The sequence below is a fragment of the Mycobacterium avium subsp. avium genome (assembly GCF_009741445.1).
GTDB lineage: Bacteria > Actinomycetota > Actinomycetes > Mycobacteriales > Mycobacteriaceae > Mycobacterium > Mycobacterium avium.
In genome coordinates, this window is record NZ_CP046507.1 from 2,549,032 (window position 1) to 2,566,876 (window position 17,845).

General features: G+C 70.1%; 7 protein-coding genes. All 7 read right to left on the reverse strand.

Annotated features, from left to right (window positions below; all coding sequences use genetic code 11):
* Positions 1-207: 207 nt before the first annotated feature.
* Genes MAA44156_RS11895 through MAA44156_RS11925 form a run of 7 tightly spaced genes read right to left on the reverse strand, consistent with a single transcriptional unit; the run spans position 208 to position 17,842 of the window.
* Complete coding sequence (locus tag MAA44156_RS11895; RefSeq protein ID WP_008255573.1) at positions 208-423, reverse strand: MbtH family protein; 216 nt, start codon at positions 421-423, stop codon at positions 208-210.
* Positions 404-1,690, reverse strand: a complete 1,287-nt coding sequence (mbtG, locus tag MAA44156_RS11900; protein WP_009976238.1) for an NADPH-dependent L-lysine N(6)-monooxygenase MbtG — start codon at positions 1,688-1,690, stop codon at positions 404-406. Before mbtG ends, MAA44156_RS11895 begins: the two co-directional genes overlap by 20 nt.
* Positions 1,687-6,126 (reverse strand): non-ribosomal peptide synthetase, encoded by a 4,440-nt coding sequence (locus tag MAA44156_RS11905; RefSeq protein WP_009976236.1) that lies wholly within the window; start codon positions 6,124-6,126, stop codon positions 1,687-1,689. The genes mbtG and MAA44156_RS11905 overlap by 4 nt, the downstream gene beginning before the upstream one ends.
* A complete protein-coding gene (locus MAA44156_RS11910) occupies positions 6,123-12,698 on the reverse strand; it encodes a non-ribosomal peptide synthetase (protein ID WP_009976235.1) in 6,576 nt (2,191 codons plus the stop codon). Before MAA44156_RS11910 ends, MAA44156_RS11905 begins: the two co-directional genes overlap by 4 nt.
* Position 12,699: 1 nt before the next feature.
* Entirely contained in the window at positions 12,700-15,747 is a 3,048-nt protein-coding gene (mbtD, locus tag MAA44156_RS11915) for a mycobactin polyketide synthase MbtD (protein ID WP_009976233.1), read from the reverse strand.
* On the reverse strand, positions 15,747-17,066 hold the full coding sequence (locus MAA44156_RS11920; protein WP_009976232.1) for a beta-ketoacyl [acyl carrier protein] synthase domain-containing protein: 1,320 nt from the start codon (positions 17,064-17,066) through the stop codon (positions 15,747-15,749). Before MAA44156_RS11920 ends, mbtD begins: the two co-directional genes overlap by 1 nt.
* Positions 17,067-17,071: 5 nt before the next feature.
* Entirely contained in the window at positions 17,072-17,842 is a 771-nt protein-coding gene (locus MAA44156_RS11925) for a thioesterase II family protein (RefSeq protein ID WP_009976231.1), read from the reverse strand.
* Positions 17,843-17,845 lie beyond the last annotated feature (3 nt).

Below are 17,845 nucleotides of genomic sequence, written 5' to 3' on the forward strand. Positions count from 1 at the left end.
GGATCGCCGCACACGGTCACACGTCTTCATGGTTGAAGATGGTGTAAGTGTGCCCTGTGACTCCGGAATTTGTGTCTCAAGTTGGTCACGTTACGACGACGCTACGGCGGCGATGCGGGAAATACCCCGAATAGCCTTGTAGCGCAGGCGTGTAGCGGCTGGGAAATCACCCTCTGCCTACATAGTGCAAGACCCTGCAGTGGGCTCTTACTCCCCCGCGAGCGCCTCAATCAGGCTCTTGGGGCGGATATCTGACCAGTTCTGCTCCACGTACTCCAGGCAGTCCGCGCGGCTTGCTTCACCGAAGACCACCCGCCAGCCGGACGGCGTGTCGGCGAAGGTCGGCCAGAGGCTGTGCTGGTTCTCGTCATTGGCGAGCACCACGAAGGTGGCGTTGTCGTCGTCAAAGGGGTTGGCGCTCATCATGTCTCCTTGTCAGGGGATACGCGGACGGGCTGACGGTGGAACCCAACACCCGATCGGATAGCAGCCCCAAGCAGCTCAGGTTCGGGAATCCGGGGCCCTGGGTGAGTCCGGACAGGTTCGGCAGGAACAACTTAGGGGTGACGTCTGTGACGGACAGGTCATAACCTATAGCCTCCTGCAGCCGCTCCGAGGTCAGGGGCCCACCCAGGCCGAGTTCGAGCAGATCAAGCGCGTCCTGGCTGAACAACGGTGCGAACCACAGCGAGTCGGCGCCGGAGCCGTCGATGACGAGATCAAACCCGTGGACCGTCTCGAGGTTCTCGCTTCCTCGGTTGGTGGACAACGTCAGCCGGATCTGCCCCTGCCTGCCCACCGCGTGGGCGACGCGGCCCCGCAGGTGGTGGATGCGGTCATCGGCCAGCAACGCCTCCTGCACGTTCGACGAAAACACCCCCCGGTCCGTGCGGGCCAAGGCATCACGACGTTCGGCCAGCGTGAGGGCCGGCCAGTTGGTCGGATCGGAGAACAGCGAGTTCTCGAAATACCCCTCGCCGCGCGTGAACAGCGTCGCCTGGGGGGAGATGACGGTGATGCTCGAGACCCGGTGCCGGAACAGCTCATTGAGCATCGCGGCGGCCGTCTCACCGCCGCCGATCACCGCGACCCGCTCCGCGCTGATCCGGTCGTGATTGGCGGCGCGGTCCCAGAACTGGGCGATCGAGAGGACGCGCGGATTGCCCGGAAGCAAGGACTTTTCGGCCTGGCCGGGGCCGGTGATCATCAACGCGTCGGCGTGCACGGTGGTCTCGTGGGTGTGGATCGCCCAGCGGTCCCCGGTGACGGCCAGCCGTTCGACCTCGCCGTGCACGACATTCATGCCCACGTGGTCGGCGACCCAGCTCAGATACTGGCTCCACCGCCGATGCGGCGGCGCCGGCCTGCCGCGGTCGATCCACTCGGCGAACGACGCCGTGGCGATCAGGTAGGACTGCCAGCTGTAGCGGGTCATCCGCTCGTCCAGCTCGGCGTTGCGGCGCGGCACCAGCGCCGAGCGGTAGGGAAAGCCGACGTCCTTTTCCGGGCTGGTGCCCAGCCGGTGCGCGCCGTCCGTCCAGCCGCCGCTGGCCTGCCAGTTCGCCGCGACGCCGATGCGTTCCACGGCGACCACGTCCGGAACCTCGACGCCCATGTCGCGCAATACCGACGCCTTGGCGGCGACGGCCACCGCCTTGGCGCCGGCGCCCACGATCGCGAGTGTGCTCATTTCACCACCTCCCGCAGTGAATCGATCCAAAGTCCTTGCAGCGCGGTGACGTCCGCGTCCGTGAGAATGTCGGGCAGCGCGCGCCACTGGGCCGCCAGCACCCGCTCCCCGCCGTATGTCAGCACCATCGCCGCGATGGTGAGCTCGTGGCGCACCGCCAGCTCGGGCTCGGGCACGGGCGACACCCCGGCGAGCAGCTCGCGTTCGAGCGTCAGCCCGGTGCCGCCGTCGGTGTGGGCGGCGCCAAGGTAATTCAGCAGCAGTTGCGGCGGCGGGAAGCCGGCGAGCCGCGCGGCGGTGTCGTCCCGCAGGTAGCGCAGCAACCCGAAGTCGAGGCCATCGCCGGGGATCGCGGCCAACTTCTCCGCCACCTTGTGCGGGTCGTCGGAGTCGAGCCGCACCGGGTAGATGGAGCTGAGCAGGCCCACCGTGTCACCGGTGTCGATGGTGTGCGCACCGGGCCCATCGACCAAACTGTCCGCGCGGCCATGGGTTTCGAGCGCCAGCAGCGGAGGCGGGGTCGCCTGACCGCGTAGCCGGCGCCAGCTGGTCACCGTCGCCACGGTGGCGGCGACCAGCAGTGTGGGCAACGCCAGACCCGAATTCAGCAGCCGGCGGGTGAGGTCGGCGTCGGTCGCGACGTTGCGGACGATCAGATCGCGGGCCCGATCGCGGTCCGGGTCGAGCCGCCGGGCGCCGAGGTCGGGGTCGTCGCCGTCCAACTCCGACGCCCAGTACGGCGCGGTGTCCAAGGCGTGCGCCCGCGCGGTGAGCGCCTCGGCCCAGCGCCGATAGCTGGTGTGTTCCCGTACGGGGGCCGGTGCGTGACCGGTCGCCACCGCGGTCAGGGCGGCACCGAGTTCACCGAGGATCACCCGCCACGACGCCGGGTCCAGCGCCACGACGTGCGCGGCCAGCAACAGCACGCTCTCGCCGGCCGGGGGCCGGAGCCACACCGCGGCCAGCAGCGTTCCCCGTTCGGGGTCCAACCGGTCGACGGCCCGGGCGACGTGGGCCGGTACCGCCGCGGCCAGCTCTTTATCCACCTCAACTTCTTCGACTGCCCCCAGGACGTCGGCGTCCGGCACCGGAACCAAGGTCATCGTGGAGCGGTCGACCCGGGTGCGCAGCACCTCGTGGCCGTTGATGATGCTTGCCAGCGCGGCGTCCAGCTGTTCGCGGCGCAGCGTCTCGGGCAGCCGGATGGCCTCGGTCTGGGCGAGCCGGCGCGGGTTGCCGTGCTCGTAGAGCCATCGGCCGTTGGGCAGCAACGGCATTGGCCCGGTTGCCTCGTCCACCTGCTGGGTGGCGGCCGCCGTTTCCGAGTCGATCGCTTCGGCCAGTTCGCGGATGTTGGTGCAGTCGAGGATGAGACGGGCGCGCAGCGCCATTCCGCGCGCCCGGGCCGCCTGCACCACCGACAACGCCACGATGCTGTCCAGTCCTAGCTGCAAAAAGTCCGCGGTGACGTCGACGCTCGGGTGCCCGAGCAGTTCGGCGAGCAGGTCGGCCAGCGCGGATTCCGTGGCGGTCTCGGGTGTTGCCGCGCCGCCGGCGGATTCGGCGACGTCGAAGGCGGCCAAGGTGGACTCGTCCAGTTTTCCGTTGGGGGTCAACGGGATTTCGTCGACCAAAACGATGCGCTGCGGCACCATGTAGCGCGGCAACCGGGTGCCGAGCATGGCCCGCAGTTCGGTGGCCGTCGGCTTGGCCCCCGTGGTATCGGTGGTCGCCACGTACGCGGTCAGCCGCGGGGCTCCCCGGTGCTGATGTACCAGCACGCCGGCGTGCCGGACGGCGGGATGCGATTCGAGGGCGGCGGCGATCTCCCCGGGCTCGACGCGGTGGCCACGGATCTTCACCTGGGCGTCGGCGCGACCGATGTATTGCACTGTGCCGTCGGGCAATCGGCGCACCAGGTCGCCCGTGCGGTACATCCGCTGCGCGGGCGCGAAGGGGTCGGCGACAAAGCGCGCCGCGGTCTCCCCCGCGCGGCCGATGTAGCCGCGGGCCAGCTGGGCGCCGCCCAGGTACAGTTCGCCCGTCGCGCCGCACGGCACCGGGCGCAGCCCGGAATCCAGCACGTATCCGCGGGTGTGCCGGGTCGGTCGGCCGATGCAGGGCTCGTCGTGCTCGGCGATCGCGGCGACCACCGCCTCGACCGTGGTCTCGGTCGGCCCGTAGCAGTTGTACGCCGTCATCGACGTGGCGTTGCACGCCTCGCGGATTCGGTCCCAGGCGGCGCTGCCGAGCGCCTCTCCCCCGAGCGCCAACACCGTCAACGGCACGTCGGTCAGCAGGCCGAACGCCTGCAGCTGGGCGAACATCGACGGGGTGGTGTCGATCATGTCGATGCCGTGCTCGGCGATCAGCGCGACCAGCGCCTCGGCATCGGTCTGGGTCTGCTCGTCGACCACATGCACGCCATGGCCGTCGAGCAGGGCGACCAACGGCTGCCAGGCGGCGTCGAAGGCGAACGACCACGCGTGGGCGATGCGCAGCGGTCTGCCCAGTCTTGCGGCCGCGGGCCGCAGCACGCGGTCCAGATGGTCATCGGCGTACGCCCCCACCGCGCCATGGGTTCCGATGACGCCCTTGGGTTCTCCCGTGGTGCCCGAGGTGAACACGACATACGCGGCCCGCTCGGGCGCGACGTCGACCGGCGTGAAGTCGTCGTGCGGCCGGCCGGCCTCGAGGAGCTGTGCGGTCAGCTCGTCGTCCAGGACGATCGACGCGCCGGATTGGCGCAGGATCGAGGTGACCCGCTCCGGGGGCATCCCCGGCACCAGCGGCACGCACATGCCGCCCGCCTTGAGCACCGCGAGTATCGCGACGACGTACTGCGGACCGCGGAAAAGGCTTATGGCGACCGGTGTTTCGGGCGCGACGCCCTTGCGGGCGAGCTCGGCGGCCAGTCGGGTGGACCGGTCATCCAGCTCGCGATAGCTCAGCGTGCCACCCGCCCAGCTGACCGCCGGGCTGTCGGGCGCGCTGGCCACGACGTCGGCGAACCGCGCGTGAATGCTCCGCGGTGACGTCGCGGCGGGCGCCCCGGCGGCACGCAGCGGGGCAACCTCGTCGTCGAAGAGGACGCTGATCTCGCGCAGCGGTCGCGCCCAGTCCCGCAACAGCCGCTCGGCGGTGGACAGCACCCGACGACCGAACGTGGCCGCGGGAATGGCGCCCAGCGCGCCGTCGATCACTTCGATCAGCACCACCAGCTCGCCGGCGTCCATGTGGGCGGCGACGGCGATCGGGAAATGCGACAGGGTTTGCAGGGCGGACGGCCGGAATGTCGCACCGCCGGCGGTCAATTCGCCACTGGAGGACAGCCCGTTCATCGGGAAGTTCTCGTAAACCAGCAGGGTGTCGAACATCTCCCCGACGCCGCCGAGGGCACGCAATTGGGCGTGCCCGAGATAGCTGTGCTCGCGCAGCAGGGCGGCGTCGCGCTGCACGGCGCGGCATTGTTCGCCGGCGCTGGCGGCCGAGTCCAGCCGCACCCGCAGGGGCACGGTGTTGATGAACAGACCGACCATGGTCTCGACGCCGGTCAGTTCGGGCGGCCTGCCGGACACCGTGACCCCGAAAACCACATCGTCGGTGTCGGTGAGCCGGGACAACACCAACGCCCACGCCATCTGCATCAGGGTGTTGACGGTGATGCCACGCGAACGGGTCTCGTCGACCAACCGCGCGGTGGCCTCGGCCGGCAGGCGCAGTTCTGTGGTGCGCGGCAACGCCGTCTGCTGTCCCTGCGTCGTCTCCACCGAGCCCAGGGCGGCGGCCAGCAGGGTGGGGCCGGGCAGGCCGGCGAGGTGCCGGCGCCAGACCTGCTGGCTGGCCTCCGGGTCGCGACTGGCCAGCCAGCCGATGTAATCGCGGTACGGCCGCGGCGCCACGGGCAGCGCCGACAGGTCGCCGCCCGCCTGGTACAGGATCATCATCTCGTTGATGAACACCGGCATCGACCAGCCGTCGATCACGATGTGATGGGCGGTGAGCACCAAACGCCATTGCGCGCCCGGCAATTCGATCAGCAGGAAGCGGATGGCCGGCCCGTGTTCCAGGTCGAAGGGCCGGCGGCGTTCGCCGGTTTCCAGCGCCGGCACGTCCTCACGCGCGGCGCTGACGGATCGCCACGGCAACTCGACGCGGGACGGCACGATCTGCACCGGCCGCGCGATGCCGCGGCTGAAGAAGCTGGCCCGTAGGTTCGGGTGGCGCACCAACATCTTCTCCGCGCACTCGCGTAGCAGCGCGACGTCGAGTGCGCCGGAGATGTCGGCGGCCATGCCGATCACGTACGGGTCGTCCGCGGCTTCGCCGTCGGCGAACTCGGCGAGCGTGGTCAGCGAGTACAAGCCCTCCTGCAGGGGGCTCAGCGCCATCACGTCCTCGATGTCGGGGGCGACGTCGGTGTCGGCGGCCGTCATGTCGTGCCCTCGCGTGATGACGACCAAAGTTGGGTCACCGCAGCCAGATCCGTGGACGACAGGCCGGAGGTGCTCATCGGCTCGAAACGGACGTCGGCCGCCTGGTCGTCCCGCTCGGCGTCAGCCTGCCCGTCCCCCAGAGCGTCCACGGCGGCGGCCAGCTGCTGCACCGTCGGATTCTCGAAGATCATGCGCGGGCTCACGGCCAGGCCGACGGCGCGCGCCCGCGAGGCCAGTTGCACCGACAGGATGCTGTCGCCGCCGAGGGCGAAGAAGTCGTCGAAGCGCCCCACTTCGGGGGTCGACAGCAGTTCGGCGAACACCTTGGCCAGCGCCCGTTCGGTGTCCGTGCGCGCCGGTTCGGTCAGGCCACCGGTGCTGACCGCCGGGAGCGGCAGCCCGGGCCGGTTCAACTTGCCGGACTCGGTCTTGGGCAGGACGTCGAGAACGGTCAGCGACGACGGCATCATGTAGCCCGGCAGGGTCGTGGCGATCGCGGCGCGCACCTCCCCCGCGAACGCCGCCTTGTCGACGTCATCGACGATGGGCCGCTGGGGCACAACGTATCCGGCCAGCGACGTGCCGCCGTGCACCTCCCAGGTGCGCGCGGCCGCGGCGGCGACGCCGTCGGCCGCCGCGAGGGCCGCCTCGACCTCGGCCAACTCGACCCGGAAGCCGCGGACCTGCACCTGGTGGTCGGAGCGTCCGACGAATTCCAGTTGGCCGTCCTCGGTCCACCGGGCCAGGTCACCGCTGCGGTACAAGCGCGAACCGGGGTCCCCGCCATACGGGTTGGCGACGAACCGCGTCGCGGTCAGGGCGGGCCGTTTCCAATAGCCGCGCGCCAGCTGGTCACCGGCGTAGTACAGCTCGCCCACCACGCCGACCGGCACCGGACGGAGCCCGTCGTCGAGGAGGTAGGCCTGCGCGCCCGGGACCGGCTTTCCGACAAGCGGATTCGGCAGGCCCAACCGCCCGCGGCAAACCGCGCCGGAGGTCTCGGTGGAACCGATGTTGTTCAGCAACTCGGTCGCACCATCGTCGGCGCACACCGACACCAGCCGTTGCAGCAGCGACGTGCTGACCGGCTCGCCACCGCACACCAGCCGCGACAGCGCGCGTACGGCGTCGGGCCGACTGTCCACCAACGCCGAGACCAGGCTGGGCACGGCGGTCACCTGGGCGACCGAATACCGGGTCATCAACTCCCCGAGGGCCTCGGGGTCGCGGTGCTCGTCGTCGTCGGCCAGGATCATGGTCGCGCCGGCGGCCAGGCCGGCCAGCATCTCCATCCCGCCTTCGAGGAAGGTGATCGACGCCTGCGCCAGCCGCACGTCCTCGGTCCTCGGCGGGTAGTGCCGCAGCTGCCAATCCAGCCGGGCGGCCATCGAACGATGGGTGCCCACCGCGCCTTTCGGCTTGCCGGTCGATCCGGAGGTGAACACCAGATACATCGGGTCGTCGGGGTGGGGCCGCGGCAAATCCCGCGACTGGGGATCGACGTCATCGCTGTCCACCAGGTCGCGCACGTGGGGATCGTCCAGCGAAATCAACTCGACCCCCGCAACGTGTGGCATGGTCGCCACCGCTTCGGTCGTTGCGACCACCACCGGCGGCGCGACGTCGTCGAGCATGAATTGCTTTCGCGCCAAGGGGTAACCGGGGTCGATGGGGAAGTAACCGGCGCCGGCCTTCATGATGGCCACCAGCGCCACCACGAGATCGATGCTGCGGCGGGTCGACAGCCCGACCAACGCACCCGGCCCCGCCCCGCTCCTGGCGAGCAGCGCGGCCAGGTTGTCCGAACGGCGGTGCAGCGCAGGGTAATCGATCCGCTCGTCCCCGCAGCGCACCGCGATCCGATCCGCGTCCCATGCCCGACTCGGTTCCAGCAGCTCGGGTATGGTGCGCGGCCTGTCGTGCGGTGCCGGCGCCCCGCGGCTCCAGTCCTGCAGGATGCGGTGCTGTTCTCCCGCGTCGATCAGCGCAACGTCGCGCAGGCTCAAGTCGAGGTCCTCGGCGAACGCGGCGACCGCACGCGACAGCCATTGCGCCAACCGCTCGATGGTCGTTCTGGCGTAGAGCTCGGTACGGAAGATGACATTGCAGTTGTAGCCGACGCCGTCGGTGCCGTCGGTGCCGAAGAAGTTGACGCTGAGGTCGGCGTGGGCCATGTCGAAGATGGGGTCCAGCGACGTGCACACGGTGTCGCGTCCATCGCCGCCCGCGGGCGCGGTTTCGATGACCCGCGTGGCGGACAGGTGATCCCGGACGTGCACGACGACCTGGAACAGCGGGTTGCGCGACAGCGAGCGCACCGGGCTGACACTGTCGACCACCCGGTCGAACGGCAGGTCTTGGTGGGCGTAGGCGGCCAGGGCCGTCTCGCGGGCCCGTTTCAGCAGTTCGCGCAGCGTCGGATTGCCGTCCATGTCGTTGCGCAGCACCAGGATGTTGACGAAAAAGCCGATCAGTTGGTCCAATTCGGCTTCGGTGCGGCCGGCGACCGGGGTGCCCAACGGAATGTCCACGCCGCCACCGGCCTTGTGCAGCACCACTGCCACAGCGGTTTGCAGCAGCATGAATTCGGTGATGCCCAACTCGCGGCACAGCTCGCCGAGTTTGGCGCGGGTGGCCGAGTCGATCTGGAAGTCGACGGATTCGCCCTCCCCGCTGGGCACCGGCTGGCGGGGGAAGTCCGGGCGCAACCCGGTGTCCTCCGGCAGCCCGGCCAGCTTGCGGGTCCAGTACTCCCGCTGCTCGGCGGCGATAGCGGACTCCTGGCCGCTGGCGTCCCCCAAAAACGTCCGCTGCCATGCCGCGTAGTCGGCGTACTGCACGCGCAGCGGCGCCCAGGACGGCGCTTCGCCACCGCGGCGGGCCCGGTAGGCCGTCATCACGTCGGAGAACAGCACACCCGCCGACCAATGGTCAGAGGCGATGTGGTGCACGACCACCGACAGCACGTGCTCGTCCGCGTTCTCGGTGCGCAGCACCGCGACCCGGATCGGCAGTTCCGAGTCCAGCTCGAAGCAATGGCGCCGCTCGACGTCGAGCTGCTCTTGCAGCCACGCCTCGCCGACGCCCTCCGCGCGGCGCACCGGAACCTCGACCCCGACCGGGCCCACGACCTGATAGGGCACGCCGTCCAGCTCGACGTAGCTGGTGCGCAGGATTTCGTGCCGCGCGAGGACATCGCCGACGGCGGCGATCAGCGCGTCGATGTCCCACGGACCGGTCAGCTTGGCCGCGAAGGGAATGTTGTTGACCGGGCTGGGCCCGTCCAGGCGGTAGGCGAACCAGCTGCGCAGCTGCGACGCCGAAAGCGGCATCGGCTCGTCGTGTGCGGTTGCGATCAGCCTGGGGCGCGACTGCGTCAGTTGGCCCGAGCTCAGCTGGTCGATCCGCTCCGCCAGCAGGCCCACGGTGGCGAGCTCGAACACGTCGCGGATGCCGAGTTCCACACCGCACTCCGCGCGGATCGCGGTGACCAGCTTGGTGGCGACCAGCGAGTGGCCGCCCAGATCGAAGAACGAGTCGTCGACGCCCACCCGCTCGTGTCCGAGCAGCCCCGAGAACAGCTGGGCGACCCGGATTTCGGTGGGGGTCGTCGGGTCGCGGTACTCGGTGCCGGCCGCGAGTTGCGGTTGCGGCAGCGCGGCGCGGTCGATCTTTTGATGGGCGGTGATGGGGATCTCGTCGAGCACCACGTAGGCCGCCGGGGTCATATAGTCCGGCAGCGCGGCGGCCACCCGGGCGCGGATGCGTTCGACATCAACGGTTTCCGTGCCGGCGCCCTCGGCCGGGGTCACGTATCCCACCAGGCTCTTGCCCAACTGCGGCAGGTCCATGGCCAGCACGACGGCTTGTCCGACACTGGGGTCGACCGAGATGGCGGCGGCGATCTCGCCCAGCTCGATGCGGAAGCCGCGGATCTTCACCTGCTCGTCGGCGCGGCCGACGAACTCGATGTCGCCATTGGCATTACGCCGGGCCAGGTCGCCGGAGCGGTACATCCGCCCGCCCGGGGTGAACGGGTCGGCGACAAAGCGCTCGGCCGTCAGCTGCGGCCTGCGGTGGTATCCGTGCGCGACATGTGTTCCGGCGATGTAGATCTCACCGATCACCCCGGCAGGGACGGGCCGCAGCGCGTTGTCGAGCAGGTACACCTGGGTGTTGATCTTGGGCCGGCCGATCGGCACTATGCGCGTGCCCTGGGCGCCTTCCACCGGGTAGCTGGTGCAGTTGACGACCGTCTCGGTCGGTCCGTAGAAGTTGTGCAGCGACGCGTCGAAGGTGGCGTGGAACTTGTCGGCGATCTCGCCGGGCAGGGCCTCCCCGCCGATGGGCACCCGCCGCAACGTGCGCCACTGGCTGGCTCCGGGCAACGACAGGAAGAGTCCCAGCAGCGACGGAACGAAGTGCATCGACGTAATGCCTTCGCGCGCCAGGAGATCGGTGAGGTAGCCGATGTCGCGCAGCCCGTCCGGGCGCGGAATCACCAGCCGGGCACCCATGATCAGGGTGCCGAAGATTTCTCCCATCGACACGTCGAAACTGGGCGAGGCGACCTGCAGCAGCCGGTCGGTCTCGTCGATCCGGTACTCGTCGCCGAACCAGACGAAATACTCGGCGATGGGCGCGTGGGGCACCGGCACGCCCTTGGGCAGTCCGGTCGAACCCGAGGTGTAGATCAGGTACGCGGTGTTCTGCGGGCTCAGCGGCCGCAGCAACGCGGCGGGCGCCGTGGTCGGATAGCTCCCCAATCCGGAAACCGGTTCGCGCAGCACCAGTTTGGCGTCCGCGTCCCCGAGAATGAAGCTCAGCCGGTCCTCCGGGTACGTGGGGTCCACCGGAAGGTAGACGCCACCGGCTTTGAGCACGCCCAGCGCGGTGATGACCAGTTCGGGTGACTTGTCCAGCAGGACCGCGACGCGATCCTCGGTGCCGATTCCTTGCTCGATGAGCCAGTGCGCCACGCGGTTCGACTCTTCATCGATTTCGCGGTAGGTGTAGGCGCGCCCTTCGTAGACGACCGCAACGGCGTCGGGCGTGCGCGCCGCTCGCCGGCTGACCAGCTCGGACAAGGTGCTCGCCGGGGTGACGAATTCTTCACCGGTCGACACGGACCGCAGCCACTCGGCGTCTTCGTCATTCATCAGCGCGCACGCCGACAGCGTCACGTCGGGGTCGGACAGCACGCTGTCCAGCAGGGCGGCGTAGTGGCGCAGCAGTTGCTGCACCAGCTGCTGATCCAGCACCTCGACGAGGTACTCGGCCTCGATGACGCCGCCGCCCAGGCCATCCGGCGTGCGGTTCAGCTCGACCATCAGACTCAGCGGCAGCTGGTTGAAATGACCGCGCAACTCGGCGCGCTCGCAGCGCACGCCCGGCGGGCAAAAGCCGGCGCCGTCGGGCTCCCGCTGTCCGAAGCTGACCCGGGTCATCCGGTCCGCGCCGTGCCGGCGGTCCGGATTCGACTCACGCACCAGCCAATCCAGGTCAGCGCGCGAATGAGCGAAGGCGCCCACCGCGCCGTCCCGGGTCTGGGCCAGCAGTTCGCGGAACGTCTGGTGTGGCCGCGGCCGCAGCCGGACCACCACGGTGTTGCCGTAGTACCCGATGACATCCTCGGTTCCCACCCCGCGGTTCAGCACCGGGGCCGCGAACAGGAAGTCCGTCGACTGGGTGTAGCGGTGCACCAGGGCGCCGAACACGGCCATCAACACCATGTAGGGCGTGGCGCCCGTCTCGCGGGCGAGCGCGGCCGCCCGGTCGACGACGTCCGCCGACAGTGGCGCGGTCGCGCGTTGCGCGCGCCAGGTGGTGGGCACCACCGACCCATTGGGGCCGGGAAGTTCCAGCGGCTCCGGGAGATCGGCCATCAGCGGCCGCCAGTAGTCCAGATCGGCCTGACGGATCGCGGTCGGGTCGGTGGCGAGATCCGGCAGCGCCGGCGCCGCGGCGAAGCCGTCCGGGTCGGTGTACGCACGGGTCAGGTCGGCGAAAAACGGCGCCCACGAGCCGTCGTCCCAGGCGATGTGATGCGCGGTGATCAGCATTATCAGCTCGTCGCCGCCCAGGTGCGCCACGGTGACGCGCAGGGGTGAATCCTTGCTCAGGTCGAACGGCCGGCGAAAGTCCCGCTGCGCCAGCACATCCAGCCGCAACCGGCGGGCCTGATCGGCCAGCCCGGACAAGTCGTGCTCGGACCATTCGGGGTGTAGGTCGTCGCGGACGACGGGCCGCGGGTCGCCCTCACCGTCGGTGTCATACGTCGTATGCAGTACGGGGTGACGCGCGGCGACGGCATCGACGGCGCGATGTAGCCGCGCGGCGTCCACGGCGCCGATGAGGCGATAGGAGACGCAGATGTTGAGCAGCGCGCTGTCGGGATCGACCGACTGCACGAACCACATCCGGTGCTGGCCGGCGGACATGCGCGGCTCGTCGTAGGTGGCCACGGAAGCCGCGCCCGTCGGCCTGGCCAGGCCGCGTTCAGCGAGCTTGCGGCGCAGCAGTTCCAAGCGTTCCTCGTCGAGACGGGTGTCGGCGCCGGTGGTGTCTGTCACGCTAGGAGTCCAACCTTTCGAGCATCGCGAGCGTTGAGTGGTGCGCACCGGTGGCGGCGCCGGTGCGCTCGATGGGCGGCGGCGTGGGGCCACCGGGTGAGTCGGCGCGCAGAGCGTCGATCAGCTCGTTGACGGTGATGCCGCCGAGCATGCGCGCCACCGGAACCGAGTTCCCCACCGTCCGCCGCAGCCGCTTACGCAAATCGAGGGCGAGCAACGAGTCCACCCCAAGGTCGATGAGGGAGGTGCCCGGGTCGATCGACAGCGAATCACCCAGATGCAGCGTCGCGGCCAATTCGGCCCGTACCACCTCGGCGAGCGGCTTCGCGACGGCGACGTCTTCCTGTGCGCCGCCGTCACCGCTGTGCGAAGCACTGAACGGCATTGGCATTCCCTGGCTTTCGAAGAACACCTGCAGCCGGTCGAAGTCGGCGTCGAAAATCAGCGGGTCGCCGTCGTAGCGGTGCAGGCTGGCCTCGATCGCGGCCTCCGGCTCCATCGCCACGAGGCCCGAGCGTTCGGTGCGGGTGATCTCGTTGCCGACCACCACCCCGGCACCCTGCCACAGCCCCCACCGGATCGCCGTGCAGTCGCGGCCGTCGGCCCGCAGCTGGGCGGCCAGCACATCGAGCATCCGGTTGGAAGCCGCGTAGGCCGCGTGGCCGTAGCCGCCCCAGGTCCCGAACACCGACGAGCAGGCGAGGATTCGGCAGTCCGGCCGCAGCGGCCAAACCTCGGCCATCAGCGCCAAACCGCGGACCTTGGCATCGCACACCGCCGCAACATCGACACCGGTGAGGTCGGCGCGCGAGCGTGCCTGCGCGATGCCCGCGGTGTGGATCAGCAGCGACGCCCCCGAACCCGCGTGCGTGGCGGCCACGGAGGCCAGTGCGGCGCGGTCGGTGATATCGCATTGCGGGGCACGCACTTCGGCGCCGTGGCCGTCGGCGAGCTCGCGCAGCGCGGCCGGGTCCACGCCGGTGCGGCTCAACAGGGTGACGGTCCGCGCCCCGCGTTCGAGGCAGTACCGCGCGTACTGCAGGCCGATCGCCCCGCTGCCGCCGGTGATCACCACGTCGTCCAGGGCGGCGGCGTCGAGGGGCCGGCTGGTTGCCGTTTCGCGGCATTCGCGGAATGACCGGACGTGGCTTCGAACATGGCTCAGCGGCGGCTCGCCGCCCCGCAACGCCACCTCGGCAGCCTCGCCCGAAAGCACGTCGGCGACGGCCCGCGCGGTCGCGGCGTCCACATCTGCGCGCTCGAGGTCGAGATGTCCGAAGGCCTGGTCGGGGAATTCGAACCCGACGCTGCGATGCATCGCCGCCAGGGCCGCCTGCGCCGGCGAGACGTGGGTGTCGTCTCGATCGACCTGTTCGGCGCCGACGGTCAGTAGCCAGACGGCCCGGCATCGCGGGCCGATGAGCGCGGGGTAGTCGGGTAGGCCGGCATCGGGACGGGCGGCGATCTGCTCGATGGCGGCCGTGGCGTCGTGCTCGTCGAGACGCGGCGCCACGATTGCCAGGACCTCTGCCTGGTTCGGCGCCACGACGCGGCAGTCGCCTTGCGCCGCAACGGCATCGGCGAGCGAACGGGCGAGAGCGTCCGTACCGAAGAAGCCGATGTCGGGGCGTGTCGCAACGGTGTGCAAGGTGGCGTGCTGCCAGTCCTCGACGGCCACGGTCGGCGCGGGCGGTGAGGCCGCTTCGGTCACTCGTTCCGGTGCCGCCCAGAGGTGCACCGCGCGCATCGGCGCGTTCGGGAAGCCCCGCAGCGGAGGCTGATCAGCGTTCGGGACGGCATCGGCCCACCGGCAGCCGGGGTCGGCGGCCGCGACCGCGGCGATGCTCGCCGAGAGCGACTCGGTGACCGGCCGCTCGCGGTGGCCCGAGCCGACGACAACCGACTCGTCGCCGACGATGTCGCCCAGCGGATAGAGCAGTGAGGGGTGCGCCGAGAGCTCCACGAACGTGTCGGCCCCGCAGGCGCGGGCGTACTGCACGGCAAGATCGAAGCGCACGGTGCCGCAGAGGTTTTCATACCAATAGTCCGAGAAATCGGTCCCTTCGCCCAACTCGGCACCGCGGGTGGAACCGACGAAGCGCACCGGCCCGTCCCGGAACGCCGACCGCGGCGTCAGCTCGGCCAGGCTGGCACGCAATGGCCGCAGCGCACTGGTGTGGCCCGGATAGTCGACGGACAGTTGATGGGTGAACACGTCGCGCTGTTGCGCCAGGCGCACCGCGGCGGCCACCGCGTCGTGATCGCCGGCGACCACGGTCGACGACGGGCCGTTGACCGCCGAGACCTCCACCCAGCCGGGCGCCTCGGCCAGCAGCGACTCGGCGGCGTCGAGGCCGGCGCCCAGCACCGCCATCGCGTAGCGGCCCGTCAGCCGGCCGACCACGGTGGCGCGGGCGACCACGAGGGCGACGGCGTCGGGCAGCGAGATCGCCTCCGCCACATAGGCCGCCGCCACCTCGCCGAGGCTGTGGCCGATGGTGATATCGGGCAGCACACCGCAGCATCGCCATGCCTCGGCCAGGCTGACCGCGTGGGTGAACTGCGCTCCCTGAATTTCGGGACGTGACCAGCTACGCTCTTCCTCCCCCACCAGATATGGCAGCGGGGAGGCGAATCCGGCGACGACGAACTCTTCGGCGCACCGGTCGGCCGCCTCCCGGTAGGCGGGCAGCTCCCGGTAGGCGCCGGCGCCCATCGCCTGCCATTGATTTCCCTGGCCGGGGAACACGAACGCGATGCGCGGCGGCGTGGTCTTCGCGGAATGCGTGACCAGCTCGTGTTCCTCGCCCCGCGCGATCGCCGCCAGCCCGGCGGCCAGCTCGGCGGCGTCGGCCGCGCGCAGCACGGCCCGGTGCCGGCGGGGGCGCCGCAGCCGCAGCAGGGTGGATGCGATCGCGGCGGTCGCGTTCGGCGAGTCGATGCGGCCCAGGTAATCGAGGATCGCCGCGGCGTCCCGGCGGATCAGCTCCGGGTCGTGGGAACTGAGCAGCACCGGGATGCGCCCGTCCGGCAGATGATGGCTGAGCATCACGCGACCTCGGGAACGGAGACGATCAGATGCGCGTTGGTGCCGGCGATCCCGAACGCGGACGCCGCGGCGATGCGCTGCCCGTCGGTCGCGGGCCACGGTGTTAGGGTCTGCGCCAGCCGCAAACCCTGTTTGTCCCAGTCGATTTCGGGGCTTGCGTTGCCGGCGTGCAGCGTGGGCGGGACGGCCCCGTGTTCGGCGGAGACGAGCACCTTGGCCAGTCCCAGCGCGCCGGCGGCGGCCAACGAGTGGCCCACGTTGGACTTCACCGACCCCAGCAGCGCCCCGGCGCCGGCCTCGGTGTCGCCGTAGGTTTGTGCCAGCGAGCGCAATTCGGTGCGGTCGCCGAGCCGGGTGCCGGTGCCGTGCCCCTCGATCATGCCCACCTCGGCGGGCTTGATCCCGGCCTGGGTGATGGCCCGCTGGAAGAGGCGGACCTGGGCGTCGCCACTGGGGGCGCTGAGCCCGGCGCTGCGCCCGTCCTGGTTGATGGCGGTGGCGCGCACCTCGGCCAGGATCCGGCGGCCGGCGCGCACCGCGGTCGATTTGCGTTGCAGCACAAACATCGCCGCCCCCTCGGCCCACACGGTTCCGCTGGCCTGCGCGCTGTAGGGGCGGCAGTAGCCGTCATCGGAGAGGGCGTGTTGTTTGGAAAACTCGACGAAGAACCCCGGTGAGCCGAGCACATTGACCCCGCCCGCGATGGCCATGTCGCAGTCGTCGTTCTGCAGGGAACGCACTGCGACGTGGAAGGCCACCAGCGCGGACGCGCACGAGGAATCCAGGGTCAGTGCCGGGCCGGCCAATCCCAGCGTGTAGGCGATGCGGCCCGAGATGACGCTGAGGGCGGTCCCGGCGAGCAGATGGCCGCTGTGTTCGGAGAACCTGGCCATCTCGGGCCCGTAGCCCGTGGCGGAGGCGCCCACGAAGCACCCCACGTCGTGGCCGGCAAGGTCGTCGGGATTGATGCCGCTGTTTTCCAGGGCGCGCCAGGCCACGCGGAGCGACACCCGCTGCTGCGGGTCCATCACCACGGCCTCGCGGGGCGAGATGCCGAAGAATTCCGGGTCGAATGTGGTTGCCCCGCATAGGAATCCACCGTGATCGTGAATCTCCTTGAAACCGCTGCGGCGCGAGCCGGCGAGCAGTTCGCGCACGGCCCACCCGCGGTCGGTGGGAAAGGGTCCCAGCGCCTCCCGGCCGTGCACCAGCAGATCCCAGTAGCCTTCGGCGTTTTCGATGCCGCCGGGCGCTTCGACACCCATTCCCACGATCACCACGGGGTCGACGCTCTCGGCGTCATACGCATCGTTCGACATCGGTATCACCCGGCATTCACCTGCGCGGCGACCGCGTCGACATGGTCGTAGACGTAGAAGTGCCCGCCCTCATACAGCGACACGGCGAAGGATCCGGCGGTGTGTCTTTCCCACTGACGCAGCACACCGGTCCCGATGCGGTGGTCGTCATGGCCACCCAACACGTGGATGTCGGCGCCGATGCGGACGTCGGGGCTCGGGTCGTAGCGGTTGAAGGCCTGGTAGTCGGCGCGCACCGCGGTGGTCAGTAGTTCCGAGAACTCTTCGTCGGCAAGCAGTTCCGGGTCGGTGCCGCCCAAATCGGCGATGTCCGCCAGCAGCCCGTCGTCGCTGGTCGGCAGTTCGGGCATGTCGGCGACGACGCACGGCGGCGGACCCGCCGATACCCAGAGTTTGCGGACGGCCGCACCGTGCGTCTCGGCGACGCGGGCGAATTCGAAGGCGACGACGGCACCCATGCTGTGGCCGAACAACGTCAGCGGTGCGACGCTGGGCCATGGTGCGGCCTGGAAGAGGCCGGCGGCCAGGTCGTGCACGCTTTCGTGTGCGGGCTCGCTGAGGCGGTCGGCCCGCTGTGGATACTGCACGACGTAGGTGTCGCCACCGGCGGCCAGCGCCGCCGCCAGCACCCGATAGCTCGCGGCGGCCGCACCGGCATGCGGGAATACCACCGTGGCGCCCGCACGGCGGTCCGCCGACCCCTCGTTGCGGCCCCGGGTCAGCTTGATCCAGGACGGGAACGTGGAAGACACGGTGATCAGATTATTCAATGTCATTGC